Source organism: [Clostridium] citroniae WAL-17108, assembly GCF_000233455.1.
GTDB classification, from domain to species: Bacteria; Bacillota; Clostridia; order Lachnospirales; family Lachnospiraceae; genus Enterocloster; species Enterocloster citroniae.
On sequence record NZ_JH376420.1, the window covers coordinates 54,311 to 78,459 of the forward strand.

The 24,149-nt window shown below is 50.6% G+C and carries 22 protein-coding genes and 3 tRNA genes; 2 read left to right on the forward strand and 23 right to left on the reverse strand.

Annotated elements, in window-relative coordinates:
• Nucleotides 1-27: 27 nt before the first annotated feature.
• On the reverse strand, nt 28-1,275 hold the full coding sequence (locus tag HMPREF9469_RS00255) for an AI-2E family transporter (protein WP_007857937.1): 1,248 nt from the start codon (nt 1,273-1,275) through the stop codon (nt 28-30).
• Between the two features lie 307 nt (nt 1,276-1,582).
• On the opposite strand from HMPREF9469_RS00255, the gene HMPREF9469_RS00260 reads away from it, so the two are divergent.
• Together HMPREF9469_RS00260 and HMPREF9469_RS00265 are read left to right on the forward strand one after the other, a co-directional pair.
• Nucleotides 1,583-1,891 carry a DUF3837 family protein gene (locus tag HMPREF9469_RS00260; RefSeq protein WP_007857938.1) on the forward strand — a complete coding sequence of 103 codons (309 nt, stop codon included), beginning with the start codon at nt 1,583-1,585 and terminating at the stop codon, nt 1,889-1,891.
• 5 nt (nt 1,892-1,896) lie between these two features.
• Complete coding sequence (locus HMPREF9469_RS00265) at nt 1,897-2,265, forward strand: DsrE family protein (RefSeq protein ID WP_007857939.1); 369 nt, start codon at nt 1,897-1,899, stop codon at nt 2,263-2,265.
• Between the two features lie 70 nt (nt 2,266-2,335).
• Here HMPREF9469_RS00265 and HMPREF9469_RS00270 read toward each other — a convergent pair whose 3' ends face one another.
• The 22 genes from HMPREF9469_RS00270 to HMPREF9469_RS00370 form a co-directional block, all read right to left on the reverse strand.
• On the reverse strand, nt 2,336-3,307 hold the full coding sequence (locus HMPREF9469_RS00270; protein ID WP_007857941.1) for a hypothetical protein: 972 nt from the start codon (nt 3,305-3,307) through the stop codon (nt 2,336-2,338).
• A gap of 124 nt (nt 3,308-3,431) precedes the next feature.
• The gene (locus HMPREF9469_RS00275) at nt 3,432-3,785 is read right to left on the reverse strand and encodes a hypothetical protein (RefSeq protein WP_007857943.1); all 354 of its coding nucleotides are present in this window, start codon (nt 3,783-3,785) and stop codon (nt 3,432-3,434) included.
• A complete protein-coding gene (locus tag HMPREF9469_RS00280; protein ID WP_007857945.1) occupies nt 3,785-4,849 on the reverse strand; it encodes an MFS transporter in 1,065 nt (354 codons plus the stop codon). The genes HMPREF9469_RS00275 and HMPREF9469_RS00280 overlap by 1 nt, the downstream gene beginning before the upstream one ends.
• Before the next feature lie 223 nt (nt 4,850-5,072).
• On the reverse strand, nt 5,073-5,717 hold the full coding sequence (gene kdpC, locus HMPREF9469_RS00285; RefSeq protein WP_007857946.1) for a K(+)-transporting ATPase subunit C: 645 nt from the start codon (nt 5,715-5,717) through the stop codon (nt 5,073-5,075).
• Nucleotides 5,718-5,756: 39 nt separating this feature from the next.
• Nucleotides 5,757-7,844: a potassium-transporting ATPase subunit KdpB gene (gene kdpB / locus HMPREF9469_RS00290; RefSeq protein ID WP_007857947.1), complete on the reverse strand. Its 2,088-nt coding sequence runs from the start codon at nt 7,842-7,844 to the stop codon at nt 5,757-5,759.
• Between the two features lie 19 nt (nt 7,845-7,863).
• Entirely contained in the window at nt 7,864-9,576 is a 1,713-nt protein-coding gene (gene kdpA / locus HMPREF9469_RS00295) for a potassium-transporting ATPase subunit KdpA (protein ID WP_007857948.1), read from the reverse strand.
• A 61-nt stretch (nt 9,577-9,637) separates the two neighbouring features.
• A complete protein-coding gene (gene kdpF, locus HMPREF9469_RS33995) occupies nt 9,638-9,715 on the reverse strand; it encodes a K(+)-transporting ATPase subunit F (RefSeq protein ID WP_227161976.1) in 78 nt (25 codons plus the stop codon).
• A gap of 263 nt (nt 9,716-9,978) precedes the next feature.
• Nucleotides 9,979-10,668, reverse strand: coding sequence for a response regulator transcription factor (locus HMPREF9469_RS00300; RefSeq protein WP_007857950.1), 690 nt, complete (start codon nt 10,666-10,668; stop codon nt 9,979-9,981).
• Between the two features lie 240 nt (nt 10,669-10,908).
• Nucleotides 10,909-10,981 (reverse strand) — tRNA-Thr (locus HMPREF9469_RS00305).
• Nucleotides 10,982-11,049: 68 nt separating this feature from the next.
• Nucleotides 11,050-11,121: transfer RNA gene (locus HMPREF9469_RS00310), tRNA-Glu, on the reverse strand.
• A gap of 10 nt (nt 11,122-11,131) precedes the next feature.
• Nucleotides 11,132-11,205, reverse strand: a tRNA-Pro gene (locus tag HMPREF9469_RS00315).
• Between the two features lie 79 nt (nt 11,206-11,284).
• On the reverse strand, nt 11,285-11,479 hold the full coding sequence (locus HMPREF9469_RS00320) for a heavy-metal-associated domain-containing protein (RefSeq protein ID WP_007857951.1): 195 nt from the start codon (nt 11,477-11,479) through the stop codon (nt 11,285-11,287).
• 28 nt (nt 11,480-11,507) lie between these two features.
• Nucleotides 11,508-12,647 (reverse strand): hypothetical protein, encoded by a 1,140-nt coding sequence (locus tag HMPREF9469_RS00325; protein ID WP_007857952.1) that lies wholly within the window; start codon nt 12,645-12,647, stop codon nt 11,508-11,510.
• 29 nt (nt 12,648-12,676) lie between these two features.
• Nucleotides 12,677-14,134 (reverse strand): MBOAT family O-acyltransferase, encoded by a 1,458-nt coding sequence (locus tag HMPREF9469_RS00330; protein WP_007857953.1) that lies wholly within the window; start codon nt 14,132-14,134, stop codon nt 12,677-12,679.
• A 33-nt stretch (nt 14,135-14,167) separates the two neighbouring features.
• A complete protein-coding gene (locus HMPREF9469_RS00335; RefSeq protein ID WP_007857955.1) occupies nt 14,168-16,528 on the reverse strand; it encodes a heavy metal translocating P-type ATPase in 2,361 nt (786 codons plus the stop codon).
• 127 nt (nt 16,529-16,655) lie between these two features.
• Nucleotides 16,656-17,144: a hypothetical protein gene (locus HMPREF9469_RS00340; protein WP_007857956.1), complete on the reverse strand. Its 489-nt coding sequence runs from the start codon at nt 17,142-17,144 to the stop codon at nt 16,656-16,658.
• A 2-nt stretch (nt 17,145-17,146) separates the two neighbouring features.
• Complete coding sequence (locus HMPREF9469_RS00345) at nt 17,147-17,347, reverse strand: helix-turn-helix transcriptional regulator (protein ID WP_007857957.1); 201 nt, start codon at nt 17,345-17,347, stop codon at nt 17,147-17,149.
• 229 nt (nt 17,348-17,576) lie between these two features.
• A complete protein-coding gene (locus HMPREF9469_RS00350; protein ID WP_007857959.1) occupies nt 17,577-18,950 on the reverse strand; it encodes a sodium-dependent transporter in 1,374 nt (457 codons plus the stop codon).
• 211 nt (nt 18,951-19,161) lie between these two features.
• Nucleotides 19,162-20,115, reverse strand: a complete 954-nt coding sequence (locus HMPREF9469_RS00355) for an ABC transporter permease (RefSeq protein ID WP_007857961.1) — start codon at nt 20,113-20,115, stop codon at nt 19,162-19,164.
• Nucleotides 20,112-21,209, reverse strand: a complete 1,098-nt coding sequence (locus HMPREF9469_RS00360; RefSeq protein ID WP_007857962.1) for an ABC transporter permease — start codon at nt 21,207-21,209, stop codon at nt 20,112-20,114. The genes HMPREF9469_RS00355 and HMPREF9469_RS00360 overlap by 4 nt, the downstream gene beginning before the upstream one ends.
• The gene (locus HMPREF9469_RS00365; RefSeq protein WP_007857963.1) at nt 21,209-22,789 is read right to left on the reverse strand and encodes an ABC transporter ATP-binding protein; all 1,581 of its coding nucleotides are present in this window, start codon (nt 22,787-22,789) and stop codon (nt 21,209-21,211) included. Before HMPREF9469_RS00365 ends, HMPREF9469_RS00360 begins: the two co-directional genes overlap by 1 nt.
• Before the next feature lie 113 nt (nt 22,790-22,902).
• Entirely contained in the window at nt 22,903-24,093 is a 1,191-nt protein-coding gene (locus HMPREF9469_RS00370; RefSeq protein WP_007857976.1) for a BMP family lipoprotein, read from the reverse strand.
• Between the last annotated feature and the right edge of the window lie 56 nt (nt 24,094-24,149).

A 24,149-nucleotide genomic window follows, 5' to 3' on the forward strand; every position in this document is an offset into this window, starting at 1 on the left:
CCGGCCGGTATCAGACAACGGGAACATTTACTCCTGTATGTCCCGGTCGATATAAATCTTTTCTTCTTCATCTATATGGTCCAGGCGCAGATAATCCTCCGTTCTGGAGGACAGGTCCTTTTTCACAAGGGAATTGCTCACATACATGGATGTAAGCCTGTATATAACGGCAAATGTGGGAACCCCGATGATCATTCCCACAAAGCCCATGAGTCCGCCAAACAGCAGGATGGAAAACAGCACCCAGAAGCTGGGAAGCCCCGTGGAATCCCCCAGTATCTTCGGCCCCAGGATATTGCCGTCAAATTGCTGTAAAATCAGTATGAAAATGAGGAAATACAGGCACTTCATGGGACTGACCAAAAGGATCAGGAATGCGCTGGGTATGGCTCCGATAAAGGGGCCGAAAAAGGGGATCACATTGGTCACGCCTATGATCACACTGATAAGGAGCACATAGGGCATTTTCAGGAATTTCAGGGCAAAAAAGCACATGATCCCGATGATCAGGGAATCCAGAAGCTTGCCGGTGATAAAACCGCCGAACACACCGTGGGCAAAACGCACTTCACTTACGATCCGGTTGGCTTCCTTGAGCTTGAACACACTGTATATGATCTTCTTGGACTGGGCTGCCAGGGTATCCTTGATATTCAGGAAATAAACCATGACAATCACGCCGATCAATATATTCTTCACCACCGTAACCACGTTCAGCAGTCCCGTGGACAGCTGTCCGATGATCATTGACATGTTGGGGACCAGCTTCTCGGTGAGCCACTTCTGGAATTCCTCCACAGCCTGCTCATAATATGGCATAACAGCCTGCTGGACATCCGGGTTGTCCTCAAACAGCTTGGTCATCCAAAGGGTCAGGTTGTTGATATACTCTCCTATACTCTCCTGCAGCCCGATGATACTGGTGTAGATCTGGGGGATGATCATACTGAACAACCCAGCCACAATGGCGAACAATACAATAAGGCTTACCAGGGTGCCGGCCGTCTTGGCCAGCTTTCCGATGGCAGACTCACTTTTCATAACAGTCTTCAGCTTCAGCGTGGTGCATGCTCTTGTCTTATTGTAAATGGGCAGCATCAGATATGCCAGCACTGCCCCGTATATGATGGGCATCAGAATGGAGGCAATCTTCCCCAGCGCCCCGGATACCAGTTCAAACCGGGACAGAAAGAATCCAAACGCCACGCTGAGGGCGATCACGGCAAGGGCGGTGGTGCCCCAGTATATATAATTTTTAAATCTTGGGTTTTTCATGTATTATACTCCTATATCTTAAGTATTCCGTCATTTTCACAGGTCATACACCTGGACTTCCGTTTTAGTATACCATAAGCAGATGTTTCCAGCAATTGAGATTTATTTGAACCCGATGTTCCGGGGAAATTTTCACGGTTTCTTAACGCCTGTACCCCCTTCCCATTGCCCTGTTCCCTGCCCTTTAAAAGGAAACTCACACAAATCCTCGCATTTGTGGTATGATAGGGTTTACAGGAGTGCTCCGGGGACCCCTTTATATCCGGATCCCCAGGAGTGCCCCAGCAATTGATCGAGGTGTTGAACTATGTCATACATTATAAAAATGGCCCTGGATATCAAGGCCCGTTTTGAACCCCCCGCCCCCATGACATCTCCCCTGGAGGCCTACTGCGCCATCGGCACCATTGCCAAGGCCATGAAATTCAAGATGCCGGACCGGCAGGACACCCTGTTTCAGATGCGTGAAAAACTGAACGCTGACATAGGCCCGGATGGGCCTGAAGATGAGCGCATCAGAAAGATACATACCATCCTTATGAATTTCATCCGGGATGATGAGACAACAGATCAGATGATGGAATATGTCGCATATGGATATGAGAATGAGAGGTGACGGAAATGGATTATACGGAATATAGGGTTATTTTTCATATTGACGAACGTTCCAAATGGAAGCTGCTTCTGGGCAATGTGGAAAACCTGCTGCAGGCAGCTGATTCCCATGAGGATTGTCAAAGCATCACAGTGGAAGTACTGGCCAACAGCGAAGCAGTGCTGGAGTACGCCCCGGCCAGAGGCGCCGGCAGTTACTCGGCCCAAATGGCCGGTCTGCATCAAAGGGGTGTTACCTTTGCCGCCTGCAGGAATGCAATGAAAGGCAACGGTCTTACCGAGACGGATTTGGAAGATTTTGTGGTTGCGGTGCCTGCCGGTGTGATGGAACTGGTAAAGCGGCAGGCTCAGGGTTACGGTTATATCAAGCCGTAACCCGTTGAGCTGCAATACCGTTAAGCGGGCCATACCCCTGTCGGGCTCTGATATTGTTAAACGGGCAGGATTATGTCCTGCCTTTTTTCCTGGTCATTACGTAGATCAGGGACGCGGTCAGGGCCACGGTCAGTATGATCATGCCTGCCACCGGAAGGAGAAGTCCGTACTCAGCCCTTCCTGTTTTGGGGAGGGCTTGAAGCTCCTCCTGCGACACGGCCTGGATCAGTGTCGGCTCTTCCGGCTGGCCAAGTCCGCCTTTGTCCTGACCCGGATCGCTTAGATTGACCCAGAAATCCCTGTTCCCGTAATAGTAACCGCAGTACCCCCACAGATCCCCGTTGGGATCCTTATATATCATATCAAACTGCATATCACTTTCCATTATCTTCAGTTCATTGTACCAGTCTTCAGCCCCCGGATACTGCCACAGATAAATGATCCCCTGTTCCGGCATTTCAACACGGGGCATGGATTCCTGGTCTGTCTCCTGCAGCTCACCCTTATGTTCTTCCCGGAAACTCTGTCCATCGTAGACCACCAGAAGGTCTGTCATGGGGATCCAGCCCACAGCCGCGCCATCCTCCCATCCATAATCCATCACCGGACTGCCGTTTTCATCCATGCGGTACTGAACCACTCCCCAGGTCCCGGAACGCCCGGTATCATAGGTCATGGAAACATAAAACACCGCTCCATTGGCAATGTGGTCTATGATCTTCCCTGTATCCGGCTGTTCCATGACCGTCACATATCCGTTGGAACCATTGGCATAATACCTGCGTCCCACATATTCGCAGTCCTCATAGTGCTCCTCGTAAAAGGAGTCATTGGGGGTCCATATCACGTCGCCATAGGCAGTCCCATTGCCCAGAAAACAGATGGATACTGCCAAAAGCATGCACCAAATCCACGGAACAGCATACCGCACTTCTGCCCGTTCCATCTCTGCCCGTTCCATCTTTGCCCGTTTCACCTCTGCCCGTTTCCTGTCCCTCTGTTTCCTTCCCCAACACGTCCTGCCGCCAAAACCGCTTTTCATCTTGATCTCCTCCTACTTTTTATCTCCTCCGGCTTATCCTCTGGTCCCATCTTTTATTCATGCCTTTAGCATCTGCCTTCTATTTCTGTCTTCCATCCCCGCCTTTAGCATCTGCCTTCCCGCTCTATCTGCCGGCCAGCGATGTGATGGTCGCTCCCACAGTAAAAGAAAACAGGTTGGCCCCTGCTGAAAACAGCCAGGGACGGCGGATCCGTCTGGATGCCGCCCTGTAGCACAGCCCTTCGGCCGCCGCCGCGCCTATCTCCAGCGCCGCTGTAACCGCTGCCTGGTTCTGTCCCATATACAGCAGATTCACATAATAAAGAAACACCACCGCCGGATTAGTCAGCAGGTTTACAAGTATCACCAATGTCATATCCCAGGGATTCCTGATTCCAAGGATCATTCCAAAACCAAGTTCCAGCACAATGGTCAGCGCCAGCGATATGGCCAGTGTTTTTAATATCCATATTCCCATTAGTTTACCACCTGCCTTAATCCCCACCCCAGAAGGAACAGGGACAGGACAGCCATGAGCGCCATCCCCGCCGGCGCAGATGCCGCTGTGAAAAGACCGGCAGATGACAGCAGGTTCCTTGTCCCTGATCCGGCGCCTTCCAGATAGACCGGGCAAAAGCCAAGGAACAGGCCAAATGTGAGAAGGCCGAAGCCAAATCCCTTTGCGCCGGGAAAGGCCCCGGCCACTGCCCAGAGTGTGAGGGGCATGGACATGTTCCAGAAAAGCACGGCCCCCAGCCCGCCAAAGGGATGCTCCAAACACAGAAATCCCAGCGCGGCTGCGCCCATGGAGAGGAACGCTGTCCTCGTGATGCCCATCCGGTCCCCCAGGATCCCTCCCAGGATCTTTCCCAGCACTACGCACAATATAAGGAGCAGGGCGCCTCCAGGAAAAGTCTCTTTCCAGGGAAACTTCTGGACCATGCCGGAAAAAGATCTCAGTATAACGGCACACAGGCAGCATCCCACAGCCAGAAGAATCCGCCGGGAACGCGCCCTGTTTTCAAACCGGACAGGCAGGTTTCCTGAGGAACGCCATAAGCCGCGGCTGTCTGCGGCCACAGGGATGAGAACCGCTGACAAAAGCAACAGCCCGGCGACCCAGATGGCCATACCCGTTCCTGTCTTTCCCGCCACTGTTCCAATATAGACGCCCAACGCTCCCGGAGCCACAAACAGGCCCAGAGGCCCTGCTTTCTTTTCACAGTGGTTCAGCACATCGATCCCGCCTCCCACATGAAAACAGGCGTTGCCGACCCCCGCGGTCAGGGAAGCGGCAGCGGGATATCCGGCAGCTCCCAGTCCCAACCCGGCCAGGACACCCACACATCCACCCGCAGCCACCATACCGTTGCGGTTCAACCGGTCGGCAGCCGCGCCAATGGGCATTTGCATGGCAAAGGCACAGAAATTATAAACAAGCAGCCAAAGGTACCACCCTTCCCCTCCCACCACATAGGCAAATACAAGAAAGGCACATGATAAATCCACTGCCATATGGACCAGCGCATAAATTCCCGTCACCTGTTCTCCCCCTTACCCGGGTCCTGCGGTTTGTTCCTGAACCTGCCATCCCCTGCATTCTTTTGGATATCCGGGATATCCATATTCTTCCTTTACTATACCACAGGAATTATGGGCATTGTTTTAATATTTGCTTACGGTTCCTAAAAGAAAAACGGCAAAAAAGCGGAGGGATGGTTTCCGCCCCCTCCGCAATTACCTGCGCCCGCTGCATAAATCATCCCTACTCTCTTGAGATCATGCCCAACGCTTCCGCTATGTCCAGATTACAGCCAAGTACGTTGACTGTCTCTTCACCGAAGATGCCTAATGTCTTACCTGTGGTATTCCTGTCTATGATGGAATTCAGCTCATCTTCTGTCAGGCCCGAGGCTTCCATGACAGCTCCAACCTGTACTCTGGCCCCCTGAACCGTTATATGCGGGTCCAGGCCGGACCCCGATGCAGTCAGGAGCTCAGAGGGTATATCTTCCTGTTTCACACCGGGATGATCTTTCATCCAGGCGGCCAGGTCTGCTTCCACCCGCGCCTTCAGATCCGGATTGGAATTTCCATAATTATAGGAACCGGATGACACACCGCCATAGCTGCCCTCTGCTTTTTCCTCCTCTGTATAGCAATTATAATTGACTGAAGAGATCCTTCCGTGGAAAAAGCGGGAATCCTCAAATTGCTGCCCTACATATTCAGAGCCCACCACCTGTTCCTGGCCGTCCACAGTAACCGTAATCAGGCTTCCGTTTGCCTGTTTTGGGAAAAGTGCCTGCCCGGCCAGGGTTAATGCCGCCGGATATACCACACAGCATAACACGCCCAGAACCAGGGAACATTTAAATGCGCTGTTTAAATACTTCATAACTGATTTCATATTTTTTATCTCCTTCCGGCCGTTTTATTTGCCTTGATTTTATAAGCCTAACAATGCAAGTAACGGTGACACCATGACATCGATGATCTTAATTCCTATAAATGGCACGATCACACCGCCCACTCCATAGATTCCCATATTTTTAAGCAGCATCTTATCAGACCGCATGGGCTTATATTTTACTCCACGCATGGCAATGGGAATCAGGCTGGGGATGATGATGGCATTAAATATAAGCGCCGAAAGGATTGCACTGTATGGGGTTGTGAGCTTCATGATATTCAACATGTTCATCTGCGGAATCACCAACATGAACATTGCCGGTATGATGGCAAAATATTTGGCCACATCATTGGCAATTGAAAACGTGGTCAATGACCCTCTTGTAATCAAAAGCTGCTTGCCTATTTCCACCACTTCCAGGATTTTTGTCGGGTCGGAATCCAGATCCACCATGTTGGCCGCCTCTTTGGCCGCCTGGGTCCCCGAATTCATTGCAAGTCCCACATCCGCCTGCGCCAGAGCCGGAGCATCATTGGTTCCGTCTCCTGTCATTGCCACGATTTTTCCCTCAGCCTGCTCTTTCCTGATTTCAGTAATTTTATCTTCCGGCTTGCATTCGGCGATAAAACCGTCCACACCGGCTTCCTTTGCAATGGTTGCGGCAGTTAGTGGGTTATCGCCGGTACACATAATGGTCTTGATGCCAATTTCCCGAAGTCTTGCAAAACGCTCCACCAGCCCCGGTTTTACCGTATCTTTCAAATAAATGACGCCGAGAATACGGTTGTCTCTGCAAACAGTAAGAGGTGTTCCGCCTAATTTTGATATTTCCTCTACAATCGTGTCCAAATCCTTTGGAAGCTTTCCGCCATGGGCGCTCACAAATGCCTTGATCGCCTCTCCCGCCCCTTTTCGTATCCTGGTGCCGTCCTCCAGATCAACTCCCGACATCTTGGATTGGGCTGTAAACTCGATGAAATCCATGTTCTTCTCAACGGAAAGATCGATCCTGCTCCCCATCTTCTTCCCCAACTCCACAATGGACTTTCCCTCAGGTGTTGTATCTTCCAGCGATGACAATACCGCCAAGTCAATCAGTTCCCGTTGATCCGCCCCTGCCACCGGCCGGAAATCCGCCGCAAGGCGGTTGCCAAATGTGATGGTACCTGTTTTATCAAGTATCATTGTATCCACGTCACCACAAGCCTCCACAGCCTTTCCTGACATGGCGATCACATTAAATCTGGTAACGCGGTCCATGCCCGCGATACCGATTGCAGACAGCAGCCCTCCAATGGTGGTAGGGATCAGGCAGACCATCAGCGCAATCAATGTTGCCACCGGAATCTGTACCCCTGAATAGACCGCAAAGGGGTATAGGCACACAATGACGATCAGGAATATAATAGTCAGCCCTACCAGCAATGTGTTAAGAGCGATTTCATTTGGCGTCTTCTGCCTGGACGCTCCCTCTACCAGGGCAATCATTTTATCGAGGAAAGAACTTCCCGGTTCCGCTGCGATTTTTATCTTCAGCCAGTCTGATACCACAGTCGTTCCGCCTGTCACGGAGGAAAAGTCACCTCCGGCTTCGCGGGTAACCGGCGCGGATTCACCCGTGATGGCCGATTCGTCAACAGAGGCAATTCCTTCAATGACCTCGCCGTCATTGGGGATCAGCTCGTTCATCCTGACCATCACCACATCTCCCTTTTTCAGTTCAGAAGCCGGAATGTCCGTCTCTGAACCATCCGGCATCAGCAGATGGGCAATGGTGTCCTTTTTTGTCTTCTTAAGGGTTTCCGCCTGAGCCTTTCCCCTTCCTTCCGCTACTGATTCAGCAAAGTTTGCAAATAATACAGTGATAAAAAGGATGATGGTAACAATAACATTATACGCCCTCAGGGACGCCACGGAAAACCCGTCTCCCATGGCATCTACATCTCCAAACAGATTTGGGATAAAACAGAGAAGAAGGGTTATAAAAAATCCTATCTCAACCACAAACATGACCGGGTTCTTACTCATATATCTTGGATCAAGCTTTTGGAATGCCCCCATTATGGAGCTTTTCAGTATATCCTTTGTTATGAATTTTGTTGTTTGCTGTTTCTTGTTTGACATTTGAAATTTCCTCCTTAACTTAACCCATTACCGGGAACCAGACTGTCAGGTGCTCCGCGATGGGTCCCAGCGCCAGTGCCGGAAAGAACGTCAATGCCGCGAATATATATACGACAAACACAAGAATCAATGTAAATATTACATTATCCGTTCTAAGTGTACCGATCGTTTCATTTACCTTTCGTTTGGCAAGAATGCTTCCGGCAATTGCCAGCTGCAGTATAATAGCCGGAAAACGTCCAAAATACATTGCCAGGCCTGCCGTCATGTTCCAGAAAACAGAGTTATCTGCAAGCCCCTCAAAGCCGGATCCATTGTTTGCCGCTGAGGAACTATATTCATACAGTACCTGGGACAGACCGTGGAACCCCGGATTGGTAATCCCCTCAAGGCCGCCTGCCGTGGATACGGCCAGAGCTGAAAAGCCAAGGATCAGCAGCGGATGAATGATAAGGCAGACCGCCACCAGTTTCATCTCCCGCCCTTCTATCTTCTTGCCCAGGTATTCCGGTGTACGCCCAATCATCAGGCCGCTGATAAACACCGCCAATATGACATACATGACCATGTTCATCAGGCCTACGCCCTTTCCTCCAAATACACAGTTGAGCATCATATGGAGCAAAGGTACCAATCCTCCTAACGGCGTCAGTGTATCATGCATGTTATTAACGGTTCCGGTTGTAAATGAAGTGGTCGTAGTGGTGAATAACGCTGACTGGGCAATTCCAAACCGCACTTCCTTTCCTTCATAGGATCCCATATCCTGATTCAGGCCCACGCCTGCAAGGATAGGATTACCTGCTTTTTCAGATACATAGCAGACTGCCAGGCCTGCCATGAAGATAATGGCCATTGCTGCAAACACAGTCCTGCCCTGTTTCCCGAAGATAGTCTTCTTCCCCAGTTCCCTGCGCTTGTCGGCAATCATACGGCCAAAAGCAATCACACAAGCACCCGGGAGGATCATCATGGAATAAAGCTCTGCAATATTTGATATGATCGTAGGGTTTTCCAATGGTGTGGATGAGTTGGCTCCCAGAAATCCACCTCCGTTTGTTCCCACATGCTTAATGGATTCCAGCGCTGCAATGGGTCCCGTTGCAATATCCTGGAGTTCTCCCTCCATTGTATGTACCGTAAAATTTGACTGGAAGTTCTGCGGTGTACCCTGCCAGATCAAAATCAGTCCTACTATAAATGCAATGGGAATCAGGATACGTGTGGTGTTCCTGACCATGTCTTCATAAAAATTACCCATAGGTCTCCCGGACATACCGCGGCAGAATGCCATACAGGCTGCGTATCCGGTTGCCGCCGAGGTGAACATCATAAATATGATGACAACCACCTGGCTCAAGTAGGTCAGGCCGGATTCGCCGGAGTAATGCTGAAGGTTCGTGTTGGTCATAAATGAAATGATCGTGTTATAGGAAAGGGGGGGTTCCATTGCCCCAATCTTATTGGGATTCAGGAAAAGCAATCCCTGCAGCCTTAAAACCAAGTAACCGATCAATATCATAACTGCATTTGTCATAAGCAGGTTAAGGGCATAGGTTTTCCAGCTCATATTCCCCCGCTCAATGCGGCAGACCTTATAAATCCGATTGTCGATCCGGTCAAATACAGGATCAGCAAATGTCTTTTGTTTTGTTGCCACATGATACAAATAAATTCCCACAGGAACCACCAAAACCATGTAAATGAGCAACGTCATCAATATCTGAAACATCTCTATTCTTCCTCCTCTTAATCTGTTGTGCACTCCCGGAGACTCCGAGGGTACACCTGTCTTACAGCTTTTCCGGATATACAAGCGCATACACCAGATATGCAGCCATTCCTGCAATGATGATTCCTAAGATAATCATACGATTCCTCACTCCTTTTTTATTCCGTCCTTTAAAATCCTGAACCGCCTTACTGCTTCTCCTTTGGATCCACCTGGGATTCACACCAGTCCACAAACAGCTTCATCAGCACGCAGCTGGCTAATATGGTGCCAACCATACAAATATCCATCATTTACATTTCCTCCTTCATATACGTTGCAACTGTTTTCGTATTGTAGCATCAAACCATATAAAAATTCCAATGGGATTCCCCCTATTGCTTATAAATATTTCATAAAGCATTATTCTACCAATCGGTATCCCGCTCCTTCAACAGTTTGGATAAAACGTGGATTTTGATAGTCGTCATCTATTTTCTTTCGGACTGTCCCGATATAAACCCTTATCTTCCGGATATCCACTTTGAGGCTTTTCCCCCACACAGCATCGTTAATGTCTTCATAGGTCATCAGGCGCCCTCTGTTGTTGATGAGGACTGACAGCAGCCTATATTCCGTAGGCGTCAAATGCACACTCCTGCCATGGACAATGACTCTCATCTTTCCGAAATCAACGGCCAGATATCTCATCTTGAATATGGGCTGTTCCTGTGTGTCCTCAACCAGCATTCTGCGCCTGCACCTTGCTCTTATCCTGGCAAGAAATTCTCCCTCGCCAAATGGTTTCCTGATGTAATCATCCGCACCGCATTCCAATGCCTCGATCACGATTGCATCCTCCCCTTTCATAAATGATGTTGCAATAATAGGTATCTGTGACACACTCCGTACATCCCTTATGAATTCCAGGGCCCCATAGTCCTCCAGCATCATGTCCAAGATAATCAGATCCATTGAACTGTTCCTTAAAACAGACCAGCCAACCTTACCCTTATCTGTCAATACGCATTGATACTTATGCTTTTCAAGAAAAGACCCCATGTACTTTTGCACCTGGGAATCACTTTCAATCACTAAAATCCGTTCAAACACAATCCACATGCCTCCCTATTGCTGTCAAACATGGTAAATACTGCCCTAATACCATAACAAATAAGCATATAAAGAATCCATACGGCTTTTGCTCATGACAATAAATATTGTATAAGCGCTGAGATATGGCCTGTTCGTCATAACGTCCTGATATGTGAAAAACAAAAAAGAGGCTATAAAAGCCTCTTCAAAATCTTTTAAAATTTAAATAAACCCCTGTAAACACAGGGGTTTTAATCAAGCCACTGGCCGGACTCGAACCGGCGACCCACGCATTACGAATGCGTTGCGCTACCAACTGCGCTACAGTGGCATCCGAACAGCTTTCACTGTCCAATAAGATGACACGAGGCTGTCGCATCAGCAACAGCCTCATCATCATGACCTGACCGGGAATCGAACCCGGGTTTACGCCGTGAGAGGGCGTCGTCTTAGCCGCTTGACCATCAGGCCTTAAGGTACATCGAGGCGACGTGATTCGAACACGCGGCCTCTGCGTCCCGAACGCAGCGCTCTACCAAACTGAGCCACGCCTCGATACCTTTGGTAGTATAATACAATTAAGCTGGAATGTCAACCATAAATTGTCAAAGTTTTTAAAATAATTTTGAAAATATTATACTTCCACTGCCGAGAAACCCAATCCGTCCAAAATCTCCACTGCTTTTGCCTCACAGGAACCGCATCCGTCAATGGTCACTGTCTTGGAATCCAGATCCACCTTATTGTTAATATCAGCGGCATCCAGCCCTTTTTTTATCCTGTTTACACAGCCCCCGCACATCATTTCCTCGCATTTGAACGTCTTCATCTCAGTCTCCTTTTCAGTCGTCATTTTATCAGTAGATATCATTGTAGTCATAGTTTGCATAGAAATCAGTGATTCTATCAAAATATTCCTCTTTATTTTCCCTGGTCAGCCGGTGCTCTCCCGCTGCCATCCATTCCAGAAGCTGGTCTCCCACCTTTTCCGAGTAGTGGATGACATCCATGTAATTGTCCAGATCACAGATAATTGAGAACTGGTCGTCAAAACCAAAAAGCCGGATATTGTCACACTCCGTCAGCATGTCCGTCATAAGCCTGAGAGCGGAAAGCTGCCGTTCAAACTCGCCTTTTGCGATCAGCTCACTGTGCCAATAGGCAATGCTGTAGGGCGGGATAAAACAATAAAAGGTAATGTCCGGGTTCGCCCTGGCCGTGGCCAGGATATTCTGCTCCACATTCTCCCGGACCAGTTCACGGTCCTCCTGGGTAAAGGGAACCGGCTCCTTGACTGAGTCAGGACGATCAAATGTTTTTAGCACTGCCTCCCTTCCCCATTCCTTGTCCGGAGCCCAGTGCATGTATTCGTCAAAGGTGGTCGTGCGCCCGCCCGCTCTGGTCCTGGCAAAGACGCCCCTCACATTTCCAAAGATCACTTCCTTGTTCCATATGTAATTCACATCATTCCAGGGATTCCTGTCATTTAAGTAATTGGGCGCCGGCGCCGTGGTATTCCAGGCATCCTTGTCATACATGAGGAAGCTTTTATCCAGGCTCCTGAACACCATTTTGATCCGGGGATGATAGGAAACAGCCCGCCTGACCGCCTCATCCACCTCTTTATAATATGCGCCTCCGTATGGTATCTTGATGGAGGTCACTCCAAACAGCCGGTCGAACTGGGACGCTTTAAAGTTCTCCGTCATAGAGGTGCCTGTCAGCACCGCGTCATATGTAAAATGCCGGCTGATGCCGTCATTCTGATAGCGCTCACTGTCAATGGAATAGGCCAGCCCCCGAAGGGGTTTGTGGTAATGGAAAAATGGATCCACAGCCACTACAATACCCCCCAGCAGGACCAGACCTGCCAGAAATATTCCCAGCGTAGCCCAAAGCCACCTTCCCCAGCCCCCCTGCTCTGCTTTTTTGCGTGTCCCCGGTTCACCGGTCTGTGTCTTTTCCCGGCCTTTGCCTGTTTTGTCCTCTGTCCGCATATCCAATGTCTTTTCTCCCGTAGCTCTTTTTAAAATTGAAAATAGATAAAGGTGGAGATCCCAGCAAGTGAGATCACCGACCACACCAAAAGCAGCGCGGTGCCTATACTCCTTAACAGGGTGGGCTTAAGTTCAGCTTCCCCCATATTCCTGGTATTCATCACCAGGTAAAGGGCTATGGCATGAATTAAAACTACACAAAAAACCCTGTGGCTCTGGATTGCCAGGGGCAGCTCTACCAGTTTAAAGCTTCCCAGCCATCCGGGACTCAGCTGCATGTTGTCAAGCCGCACCAGCTGTTTAAGGAACTGCTTTGCCTGGGAAATGCTGTCCGCCCGGAATATGACCCAGGTCATATTCACAAACAGAAAGGTTGCCATCCATTGGAATGCCGTGTGAAGCTGGTTCCACTGCTTCTCAAAGGCCCTGTTAAGGGCCTGGGCCGCCCCGTGCAGTGCGCCCCAAAGGATAAAAGTCCAGTTGGCCCCGTGCCACAGGCCGCTGGCCAGAAACACAATCATGATATTCACATAGGTCCGCACTGTCCCCTTTCTGCTTCCCCCCAGGGGGAAATATATGTAAGTCCGCAGAAAACGCGTCAGCGTCATATGCCAGCGTTTCCAGAAATCCACGGGCGACAGCGCCTTGTAGGGCGAATCGAAATTTGGGGGCAGTTCCAGATTAAACATCCGGGATATCCCCATTGCCATATCACAGTAGCCGCTGAAATCAAAATACAGCTGGAACGCGTAGGCCAGCATTACAAGAAATGCATCCGTGGAGCTTAACATTTCCGCCTGAGCATATCCCCAGGCGACAGGACTGGCAAAAAACTCGGCCAGGATCACCTTTTTAAACAGGCCCACTGCAAATACCATCAGTCCCTTGGACATGTGTTCCGGATTCATGTTCCTGCGGGATTCATCCCAAAGCTGTGGTATAAATTCCCTGTGCAACAGGATCGGACCCATGGCGATCTTCGGAAAATAGACCGTAAAGAGAACATAATCCAAAAAGCCGTATTCTCCCGTCTCACCGCGCCAGGAGTCCACCAGCCATGCAATCTGCTGGAAGGTAAAAAAGCTGATTCCCACGGGCAGGAGGATTTTTGACAGCACCAGATCCTGACGGAAGATCAGGTTCAGGTTTTCAATGAAAAAATTAAAATATTTATAATAGAATAAAAGGCCCAGATTGGCCGCAATTGCAATGGTAAGAAGCGCTTTGCCAAAACTGGGGCTTTGGGCAGGACGGTTGCCGTCATTTGCCCCGCTTCTATAAAACATACGTGAGATCCACCAGTTAAACACTGCACTGATCAAAAGGAGCACCAGATACCACGGGTTCCCATAGGCAAAAAACAGTAAGGACATGGCTGCCAGAAACATTCTGGCCGCCCTCTCCTTACCAAAGTGGTGCAATCCGAAATACCCTGTCAGGGCCGCCGGAAGAAAGATCATTATAAAGAGATAAGAGTTAAACTGCATGGGTGTCATTTCCTTTGTCATTGGTTTTTACAATCAGAGTTTCAGATTCTTAAGCCGCAAAGCGTTTCCAACCACGCACACGGAGCTTAAGGACATGGCAAATCCGCCAAGCATGGGGCTTAACAGCGGGCCGCCCATCAGGTACAGCAGCCCGGCCGCCACCGGGATCCCCAGCGTATTATAGAAAAAAGCCCAGAACAGGTTCTGCCTGATATTGCGTATGGTGGCTTTGCTGAGCTTAATGGCCCGGTACACATCCATCAGATCGGATTTCATCAGCACCACATCACCTGATTCCAGGGCAATATCGCTGCCGTTTCCAATGGCGCATCCCACGTCCGCCTGGACCAAGGCCGGCGCATCGTTGATGCCGTCACCTACCATCATAACTGTTTTTCCCTCTTTCTGCAACCGGTTTACCACATCAGCCTTGTCCTCAGGCAGAACTTCCGCCACCACGTGATCCACATGGGCCAGCTTTCCGATATAACGTGCCGTTTTCTCATTATCGCCTGTGACCATGTGGACCTGGACACCCAGGCTTTTGATCTTTTCCATGGCCGCCACGCTTGTTTCCTTGATGGTATCCGCAACACAGATCAGCCCGGCCAGACGGCCGTCAATTACAATATACATGGGCGTCTTTCCCATTCCCGCAAATTCCGCGGCCTGGTTCCCTGTTTCCTCGGATACCGGTACATTCAGATGTTCCACCAGCCTGCGGTTGCCCACAGCCACCTTCCATCCCTTCCAGGCGGTAATAATGCCCGCTCCCGTCACACTCTCAAATGCTTCCGGCATCACCAGATCCATCTGCTTATCCCTGGCAGCCCGGACAATGGCCTGCCCCAATGGATGTTCCGACATCTGCTCACAGGAGGCTGCCAGGAAAAGCAGGTGTTCCTTCTTCTCAGCATCGGACGGCGGTGCTGCTTTGGTGGTGTCTGCGGGAGCGGATGCAGGCACGGTTCCGGGCACCAGCGCGCTTTCCAGCTTCCATACCTGTTCCACCACCGAACTGCTGATCACGCTCACATCCGTCACCTTCGGACTGCCCTCAGTGATCGTTCCTGTTTTATCCAGAATCACCGCGTCCACTTTATGACATATTTCCAGCGCTTCGCCGCTCTTGATCAAGATTCCGTGTCCTGCTCCCACCCCGGTTCCCACCATGATGGCAGTGGGTGTGGCAAGCCCCAGGGCACAGGGGCAGGCGATGACCAGCACCGCCACAAAGATGGTCAGCACAAATGCCAGATCCTTGCCGCCCACCAGCCACCACAAAAGTGCGGCCACCACAGCGATGCCCATTACTGCCGGCACAAAGTAACCCGCCACCTGGTCGGCCAGCTTGGAAATGGGTGCTTTCTTTCCCTGGGCATCCTCTATCATACGGATGATTCTGGAAAGCGTGGTATCATTTCCCACATGGGTCACTTCCACCTCCATGGCCCCGTTGTAGTTCATGCTTCCGCCGATCACCCGGTCACCGGACTGCTTTTCCACCGGAACGCTCTCCCCTGTCAGCATGGACTCGTCCACACTGCTGTTTCCGTTGATAAGGACACCGTCCAGCGGGATCCGGCTGCCCGGCTTGATCAGTATGTGCTGCCCCACACCCACCTGCGCTGTCTCCACCTCACGCTCCACTCCATTTTCATAAAGAATGGCTGTGTCGGGCGCCAGTTCCATCAGCTTGCGGATGGCTTCGGACGTCTTTCCCTTGCTTCTGGTCTCCATATACTTGCCCAGCATCACAAGTGTTACGACCACGGCCGCTGATTCGTAGTAGAGCTGATGGGCCCTCATATGGTTGTCCGGTACTCCCAGGGTCATCACAAGACTGTAAACAAACGCGCTTCCTGTTCCAATGGCCACCAGGGAGTCCATGTTGGGGTTTCCCTTTAAAAGGGAGCGGATACCCACCACATAGAATTTGCGCCCGCAGATCAGGATGGGCACTGTGAGGATCAGCTGTGCCAATGAAAAGTTCAGGGGATTTTGATCCATGGCGATCATACTGGGAAGGGGCAGTGTAAAGGGCAGCATATGTCCCATGGAAATATACAGCAGAGGGATGGCAAAGCAGACCGCGACCACCACCTGGCGCCTGGCGGCCTGCTGGTGTTTCTCCTGCCTTTGCCACTCCTCTTCCTCCGCCTTCCCGGTCAGGTCCTCCTTCTCCATCAGACTGGCGGCAAATCCGGCCTTTGCCACCCTGTCGCTGATCATGTCCGGGGTCACCTTACTCTCATCATAAGTAATGACCATACGGCCCGTGGTCAGGTTCACATCACTGCTCTCCACTCCGCCAAGTTTTCTTGTGACCCGTTCCACCGCACTGCTGCACGCCGCGCAGGTCATTCCGTCTATGTGATACTGCTTTGTTGTCATATGCTCTGCTCCTTTCCGGTTTTCCACGGTTAGTATGTCCTGCACGGAAAGGCTTTATCAGATTTTCTGTCTATATTGCTAAAAATTTCATACCGGCCTTTTTACTGCAAACCGGATCGTCCATGGTTTACATGGCCTTCTGCAGCATCCGGCGAAATATCACCAGGATCACCCCATAGCACGCGATCACTGCCATCAGGGTTCTGGATACGGTCAGGCTGATGAATCCGCTCACCAGAATGCCGATATAGAGCAGGATCATCACCGTATACCCGGTGTAGGCCCAGCAGCGCAGCCCCAACAGGCGGTTTCTCTCATCTGTCTCATAGATCTTCCTGGCCTTTCTAAGCTCCGGGTCCTTCAGATACCGCATATTCCTCATCACGGTTATGATGCCCGCAGCCATCAGCCCCACTCCGGTTCCTCCGTAGAATCCCGGGATGTATTCCCGGTAACCCGGTTCCAGATACAAAACAAACACATGACTTTTGGATATAAACGCCATTCCCAGGGCCGCCGCTCCTAAAAGTGCAAACAGGATTCCCGTTATTATGCGACTTCTGCACCGCTTTTCAAAGTTAATTGGATTCTCAATAAATAATTGACTCAGCCACATGGTCATTCCTCCTCCTCATATAAAAAAATATCCTCAATGCTTTTCTCAAAAAACCTGGCGATCTTAAACGCCAGCTGAAGGGATGCGTTATACTTCCCATTCTCCAGGGAAATGATGGTCTGCCTGGTCACTCCCAGGGCAGACGCCAGCTCTTCCTGGGTCACTTTGTTCTGCTTTCGCAGCTCCTGTATCCTTGTCTTCAATCACATCACCCCTTGCCTGACTGTCATTTTATGCTTCGTAAATGTAAATCATGCTTTACATTTTTAGTATAGTCTGCTTTACATTAAATGTCAAGCTGATTTTACATTTACTGATAGATACATAAAAATACCCTTTTTTCCTCCACTATAAAAACAAACAGGCTGCCTGACCGCTTCCATGGCCAGGCTGCCTGTTGATCGTCTGTTATTTCTGACTCTGAATTAAAACTTATTTCACCATAAATTTTGATACATACCCCTGTATAAAGATGCCCAGCACGATCAGGGGCAGGATATAACTCACGTAAATCCTGGCCCAGGCCGGGAACTTGATCCCCTCACCCTCATTGGCCTCGGCCATAAATTTCTTAAAACCCCATCCATACCTGCTGGTACAGAACAGAAGGTACAGCATACTGCCAATGGGCAAAAGATTATTGCTGAGAATAAAATCCTCCAGATCAAGCACCGTGCTGCCCTCCCCCAGAGGCGCAAAGCCGCTCCACAGGTTAAAGCCCAATACACAGGGGACCGATAAAAGGATGATGACCACAATATTGCAGATGACTGCTTTTTTGATGGTGCATCCCGTCAGATCCGTTGCAAAGGATATGATGTTCTGGAACACTGCAATGATGGTGGAAAATGCAGCAAAGGACATAAACAGGAAAAACAGGGTCCCCCATATCCTTCCGCCAGCCATATGGTTAAATACATTGGGAAGGGTAATAAAGATCAGGGACGGACCTGCCTTGGACTCAATGTTGTAAGCAAAGCATGCCGGGAAAATGATCAGTCCGGCCATAAACGCCACCAGGGTATCTAACAGAGCAACACTGATCGCCTCACCTGTCAGAGTCCTCTCTTTTCCAATATAGCTTCCGAATATGGCCAGCGCGCCAATTCCAATGCTCAGTGTAAAAAAGGACTGTCCCAGAGCGGCAAATACAGCTTCGCCGATCCCTGCCTCCGCCATCTTGCCAAAATCAGGCATCAGGTAAAATTTAAGGCCGGGGCCGCCTCCGGGAAGGATCATGGAATGAACGGCCAATACCACCATAAGCACAAGCAGACATAACATCATGACCTTGGTGATCCGCTCCACGCCTTTTTGAAGCCCCATGGCGCAGACGCCAAAGCACAGGAATACCACCGCCACCATAAAACCGCCCATGAGGGCCGGGTTTGCAAGCATGGATCCAAACTCCCCTGCCACCGCATCCGCCTCAAGTCCGGTAAAATCACCTTTCATCATCTTAAAAAAGTAAAGGAGCATCCATCCGCCAACCGTGGTATAGAACATCATTAACAGGTAGTTGCCTGCCATGGCGATATACTTGGTCAGGTGCCACTTGCTCTCCTTTGGCTCCAGCACATCAAATGACAGAGCAGCACTTTTCCGGCTGGCCCGTCCCACTGCAAATTCCATTACCACAATAGGCAGTCCCAAGATCAGGAGGAACACCAGGTAGACCAGCACAAATGCAGCGCCTCCGTATTCTCCCACGATATATGGGAAACGCCACACATTTCCCAGACCAATGGCACATCCGGCTGATATCAGGATAAAACCCAGTCTGGATGAAAACTTTTCGCGTTCCATATTTAATCCCCCGTTTCGTAATATAAACCTAAAGCGCCTTTACGGTGTGCTAAAACACACCTGAATCAAAGGCGCTTTCATATATTATCATATTATCGGTCAAATATCAACCGGGGATTCTCCAGAGCCCCCTTGTCTCTGTGAGCCCTCTGTGAACAGTGACAGGTTCATACATTTACCCCTTGTCTCTATAGATCTTATCTCTTAGATCTTACCTCTGCCCCTTGTCATAGGGAATGCCAGAGGCCCTTGGGGCCTGGGAATTTTTAGATGTGAATACCAGGACCACCAGGGTTGCCAGGTAAGGGATCATCTTATACACATAGCTGGGGATCCCGGTGGCTGCCAGGAAGGGGATCCCTGAATACGCTGCCGCCACTGCCTTCATCAGACCAAAAAACAGGGATGCCCACATGATCTTTACCGGTTTCCACTGGCCAAAGATCAGCACGGCCAGGGCCAGGAATCCATATCCCGCCACATCGGCATTAAAATTCGTGGAAGTGGGGACCACAAACACCAGCCCGCCAAGTCCGCCAAGCATACCGGAGATCAGCACCCCCGCGTACTGCATCCTGTACACATTAATGCCGGCCGCATCAGCTGCCTGGGGATGCTCCCCGCAGGAGCGCAGCCGAAGCCCAAACCTGGTTTTGTACAGCACCAGCGTGGACACGACCAGGATCAGGATCCCCAGGTAGGTGGTGATATAGGTATTCTGGAACAGCAGCGGCCCAAAAAACGGAATCTTTCCCAACAGGGGTACGGATTCAATCCGGAAGGTGTTGCTGAACTGGATCTGCTGCACCCCCTGGATCACCCTTGCCACAAAGATGGCAAAGGCCGGCGCAAACATATTGAGGGCCGTGCCGCTGATGGTCTGGTTAGCCTTCATATTAATGGATGCATAAGCATGGAAAAAGGCAAATGCCGCCCCGGTGGCCGTGGATATGAGGATGGCCAGAAGCAGCTGCGCCTGACCGCTCATCCTTCCCCCGGTCAGGTTCAGAAACAGGATCCCCGTAAATGCCCCCATGGTCATGATTCCCTCCAGGGCAATGTTCACAACGCCGCTCCGCTCGGAGAACATACCGCCCAAAGCCACGATCATCAGCGGAATGGTAAACAGCATGGTCTGCTGGAAAATAAAATAGATCACACTCATGCCTGCCCGCCCCCTTTCTCCCGGTCCCTGTGGATCCGGCTCAGGATGGTCTTTACGATCAGTGCAAAGGCACTGAAGTAAATGATCACTGCCACAATGATATCAATGATCTCCGTGGAAAATTCAAAGAGCTGCAGATAAAATCCTCCCGCTGTCAGATATGCGATAAACAGCCCTGAAAAAAGTACTCCAATGGGATGGCTCAGTCCCAAAAGGGCTACTGATATTCCCGTAAATCCTTCGGAAGCCAGGACATCCTTAATTTCAATATGTTTTCCCGTACCGGCCAGGTACAGCAGTCCGCCCGCCATTCCCGCAATGGCTCCTGCGATCACCATACTCATGACAATACTCTTTTTCTCATTGATCCCCGCGTATTTGCTGGCGTCACGGTTAAAGCCCACTGCCTTCAGTTCAAAGCCAAAGGTAGTCTTATTGAGAATGATCCAGATCAAAAGCACGGTGGCAATGGCAATCAGGATTCCCCCGTTGACGCTGGACTCAGGAAACAGCTTATCCATCCCCATCTTGGGGATCTGGGCCGTGACCGCCACATTCTTGGACTCATTGCGCAGGTTATTAAACAACGGCTTATAGCTTTTTGTAATCCAGTTGACCATGTACATTCCGATATAGTTCATCATAATGGAGGCGATGACCTCGTTTACATTAAAGTATGCCTTTAACAATCCAGGAACCAATCCCCAGACCGCGCCTCCCAGCACTGCCGCAAACAGGGCTGCGATCCAATGGACAGGTCCCAGTCCGCCGCACATGATCCCCACATACACAGCAGCAAAGGCTCCCACTATGAATTGTCCCGGAGTCCCGATATTAAACAGGCCTGTCTTAAATGCAAATCCCACGGAAAGTCCGGTAAGGATTATGGGGGTGGCATAATAAAACACCTGCCCAACGCCCTTTAACCCATGGGTGAAGGCGCCTGTCAGGATGGTAATGAATCCCGGAAACGCCTGGGATGGATTGCAGATCAAAAGTATGATGAGTCCCACCAGCAAACCGATGATAATGGCAAATACAGATGACAGCACACCCACATGATCCTGTTTACCCGATCTTTTACCTTTGCTCATTACGTGTCACCTGCCTCTCCGTCCGCCTCTTTGTGCGCTTCTCTGTCCGCTTCGCTCTGCCGCTTGGCGCCTGCCATATACAATCCCAGTTCCTGGACCGTGACTTCATGGGGATTCAGATCCGCCACAATGGCTCCCTCAAACATCACAAGGATGCGGTCACTCAGGTTCATGACCTCCTCCAGCTCCAGGGATATGAGAAGGATGGCGGTCCCCGCGTCCCTCTGTTTTACCAATTCCCTGTGGATGTACTCAATGGCGCCCACATCCAGTCCCCTGGTGGGCTGTACGGCCAGCAGGATGTCATGTTTCCTGGAAATCTCACGGGCCACAATGGCCTTTTGCTGGTTTCCTCCCGACATGCTGCGGGTCACGGTGTCCGCTCCTTCACCGCTGCGGATGTCAAAATCCTGGATCAGCCGGTCCGCATACCGGTAGATCTCCTCATTGTCCAGAAAGCCGCAACGCTGGAATCCGGGCTCAAAATACTGCTGCAGCACCAGGTTGTATGCCAGATTATAATCCAGGACCAGGCCGTGCTTGTGCCTGTCCTCGGGAATGTGGCTGAGTCCCTGAGTGTTGCGCCGGCGTATACTCTTTCCTGTAATGTCCTCCCCGTTTAATGTGACCTTGCCGGCGCTTATAGTCCCCAGACCTGTAATGGCATGGACCAGCTCAGCCTGACCATTGCCGTCAATCCCGGCAATACAGACGATTTCTCCCCTCTGCACCCGGAAGCTTACGTCATTTACAAGGAGCTTGGCGTGACCTTCCATGCTGGACTGGACGGACAGATGCTCCACTTCCAGAACGGTCCGGTCCGGCTTTGCCTCGGTCTTTTCCACGGTGAGACTCACCTTTCGCCCCACCATCATCTCCGACATCTCCTCTTTGGAAATGGAATCCACCTCCACGGTACCGATATATTTTCCACGGCGCAGCACCGAGCACCGGTCAGCTACCGCCTTGATTTCTTCCAGTTTATGGGTAATGAACAGGATGGATTTCCCCTCTGCCACCAGACTGCGCATGATCTGCATAAGTTCGTCTATCTCCTGGGGCGTCAGCACCGCAGTGGGCTCATCAAAGATCATGATTTCATTGTCCCTGTACAGCATTTTGAGGATCTCCACCCTCTGCTGCATGCCCACGGTGATGTCTTCGGTCAGGGCGTCCGGATCAATATAAAGCCCGTACCGTTGGCTCAGTTCTATCACCTTTTTCCTTGCATCATCCATCTTTAAAAAGCCGTGCTTGACAGTCTCCATGCCCAGAACAATATTCTGCAGCACGGTAAAATTATGCACCAGCTTAAAATGCTGGTGGACCATACCAATCCCCAGGGCATTGGCGTCCAGCGGCCCCTTGATTTTCACTTCCCTGCCCCTGACCTTTATGCTTCCTTTTTCCGGCTGATAAAGCCCGAACAATACACTCATCAGCGTGGACTTACCTGCTCCGTTTTCACCTAACAGGGCATGTATCTCCCCTTTTCTCAGCTGAAGGGTAACATTGTCATTGGCAATAATGCCGGGAAATTCTTTTGTAATGCCTGACATCTCAATAATATAATCATCCATATGGTTCTCCATATACTAAAACAGGGTGCCGCGCAAAACGGCACCCTGTGTGTCATGAATCCCTGCCGCAGGTTATGTCAGGCGGACGTTTCTGTCCGCTGTCCTGTCTGCATTTATTCTACAAATGTAACTTTACTGTTAGTCAGTGAGGTCAGATCCATGGTAGGATTATTGTTATCCTGTGAGAACTGGACCAGGGTGATCTCCCCGTCCGCCAGTTTCTTATAGATGGCATCGTACTGCTCCTGGGTAAATTTCTCAAACTTGGAGGTGTCCATGGGAAGACCCACGCCGTTGTTTGCCACTGTAAAAACAGAAGTCTTGCCCCCTGGGAAGGATCCGTCATAGAAATCCTTTACCCCGTCATAGACGGAGTTGGAAAGCAGCTTCATAGCCGATGTGATCACTGTCTCGGATTCGCTGCTCTGGTCAACGTCCACGCCGATCACCTTGGCATTCTTCTCCTGGGCCGCTGCCATAACAGAGTTTCCAACCGCGCCTCCGCAGCCAAAGATCACTTCCGTCCCATTCTGATACCAGGAAGCTGCCATGGACTGTGCCTCAGGTGTCGCGGCAAAACCGCCTGTGTAATTGTACATGATCTCAATGCCTGTAACACCGTCTTCTTCCGCCGCATACTCAGCGCCCTGTACAAAGCCGTAGCCAAAACGGATCACGGCAGGAACAGCCATGCCGCCCATGAATCCCATCTTGGTATAGCCGTCCTTCACAGCCGCATAACCGGCCAGGAAACCGGCCTGGTCTTCCTGGAACAGGATGGGCATTACATTGTCGCCCGTCTTATAGTTATAGTCCGCGTCATGGGGCTCACCGTCCAACAGGATAAAGTGGATATCCGGATACTTATCCTGGGCCATGAAAATAGGTTCCTCAAACAGGAAACCGGGACACACCACCAGTTTGGCACCGCCCTCTATGGCCAGTCCGATGGTCTCCAGGTATGAATCCGTAGTCCCTTCCTGGGGCTGGTAATACTTATATGAAATGCTGTTCTCCTCGGCGTACTTTTTCAGTCCCTCCCAGGCGCCCTGGTTAAAGGATTTATCGTCAATGGTTCCAAGGTCTGTCACAAGGGCCAGTTCGTACCCGCCGGAACCGGACTGGGATGAAGCTGCCTCTGAAGCTGCCTTTGTGGCTGCCCCGCTCTCTTCGCCGCTCTTTTGTTCAGGAGCCTGGGTGGCAGCTGGTGCCGCCGTGGTGGTACCTCCGCCTGAGCCGCCGCATGCAGCCAGGGAACCGGCCATAACTGCTGTCAGCGCCAATGCCAAAAGTCTTTTTTTCATAAGCTTAATTCCTCCTCTTAAGATGTGGTTGAATGTTGCTATGTACCATTGTAGCT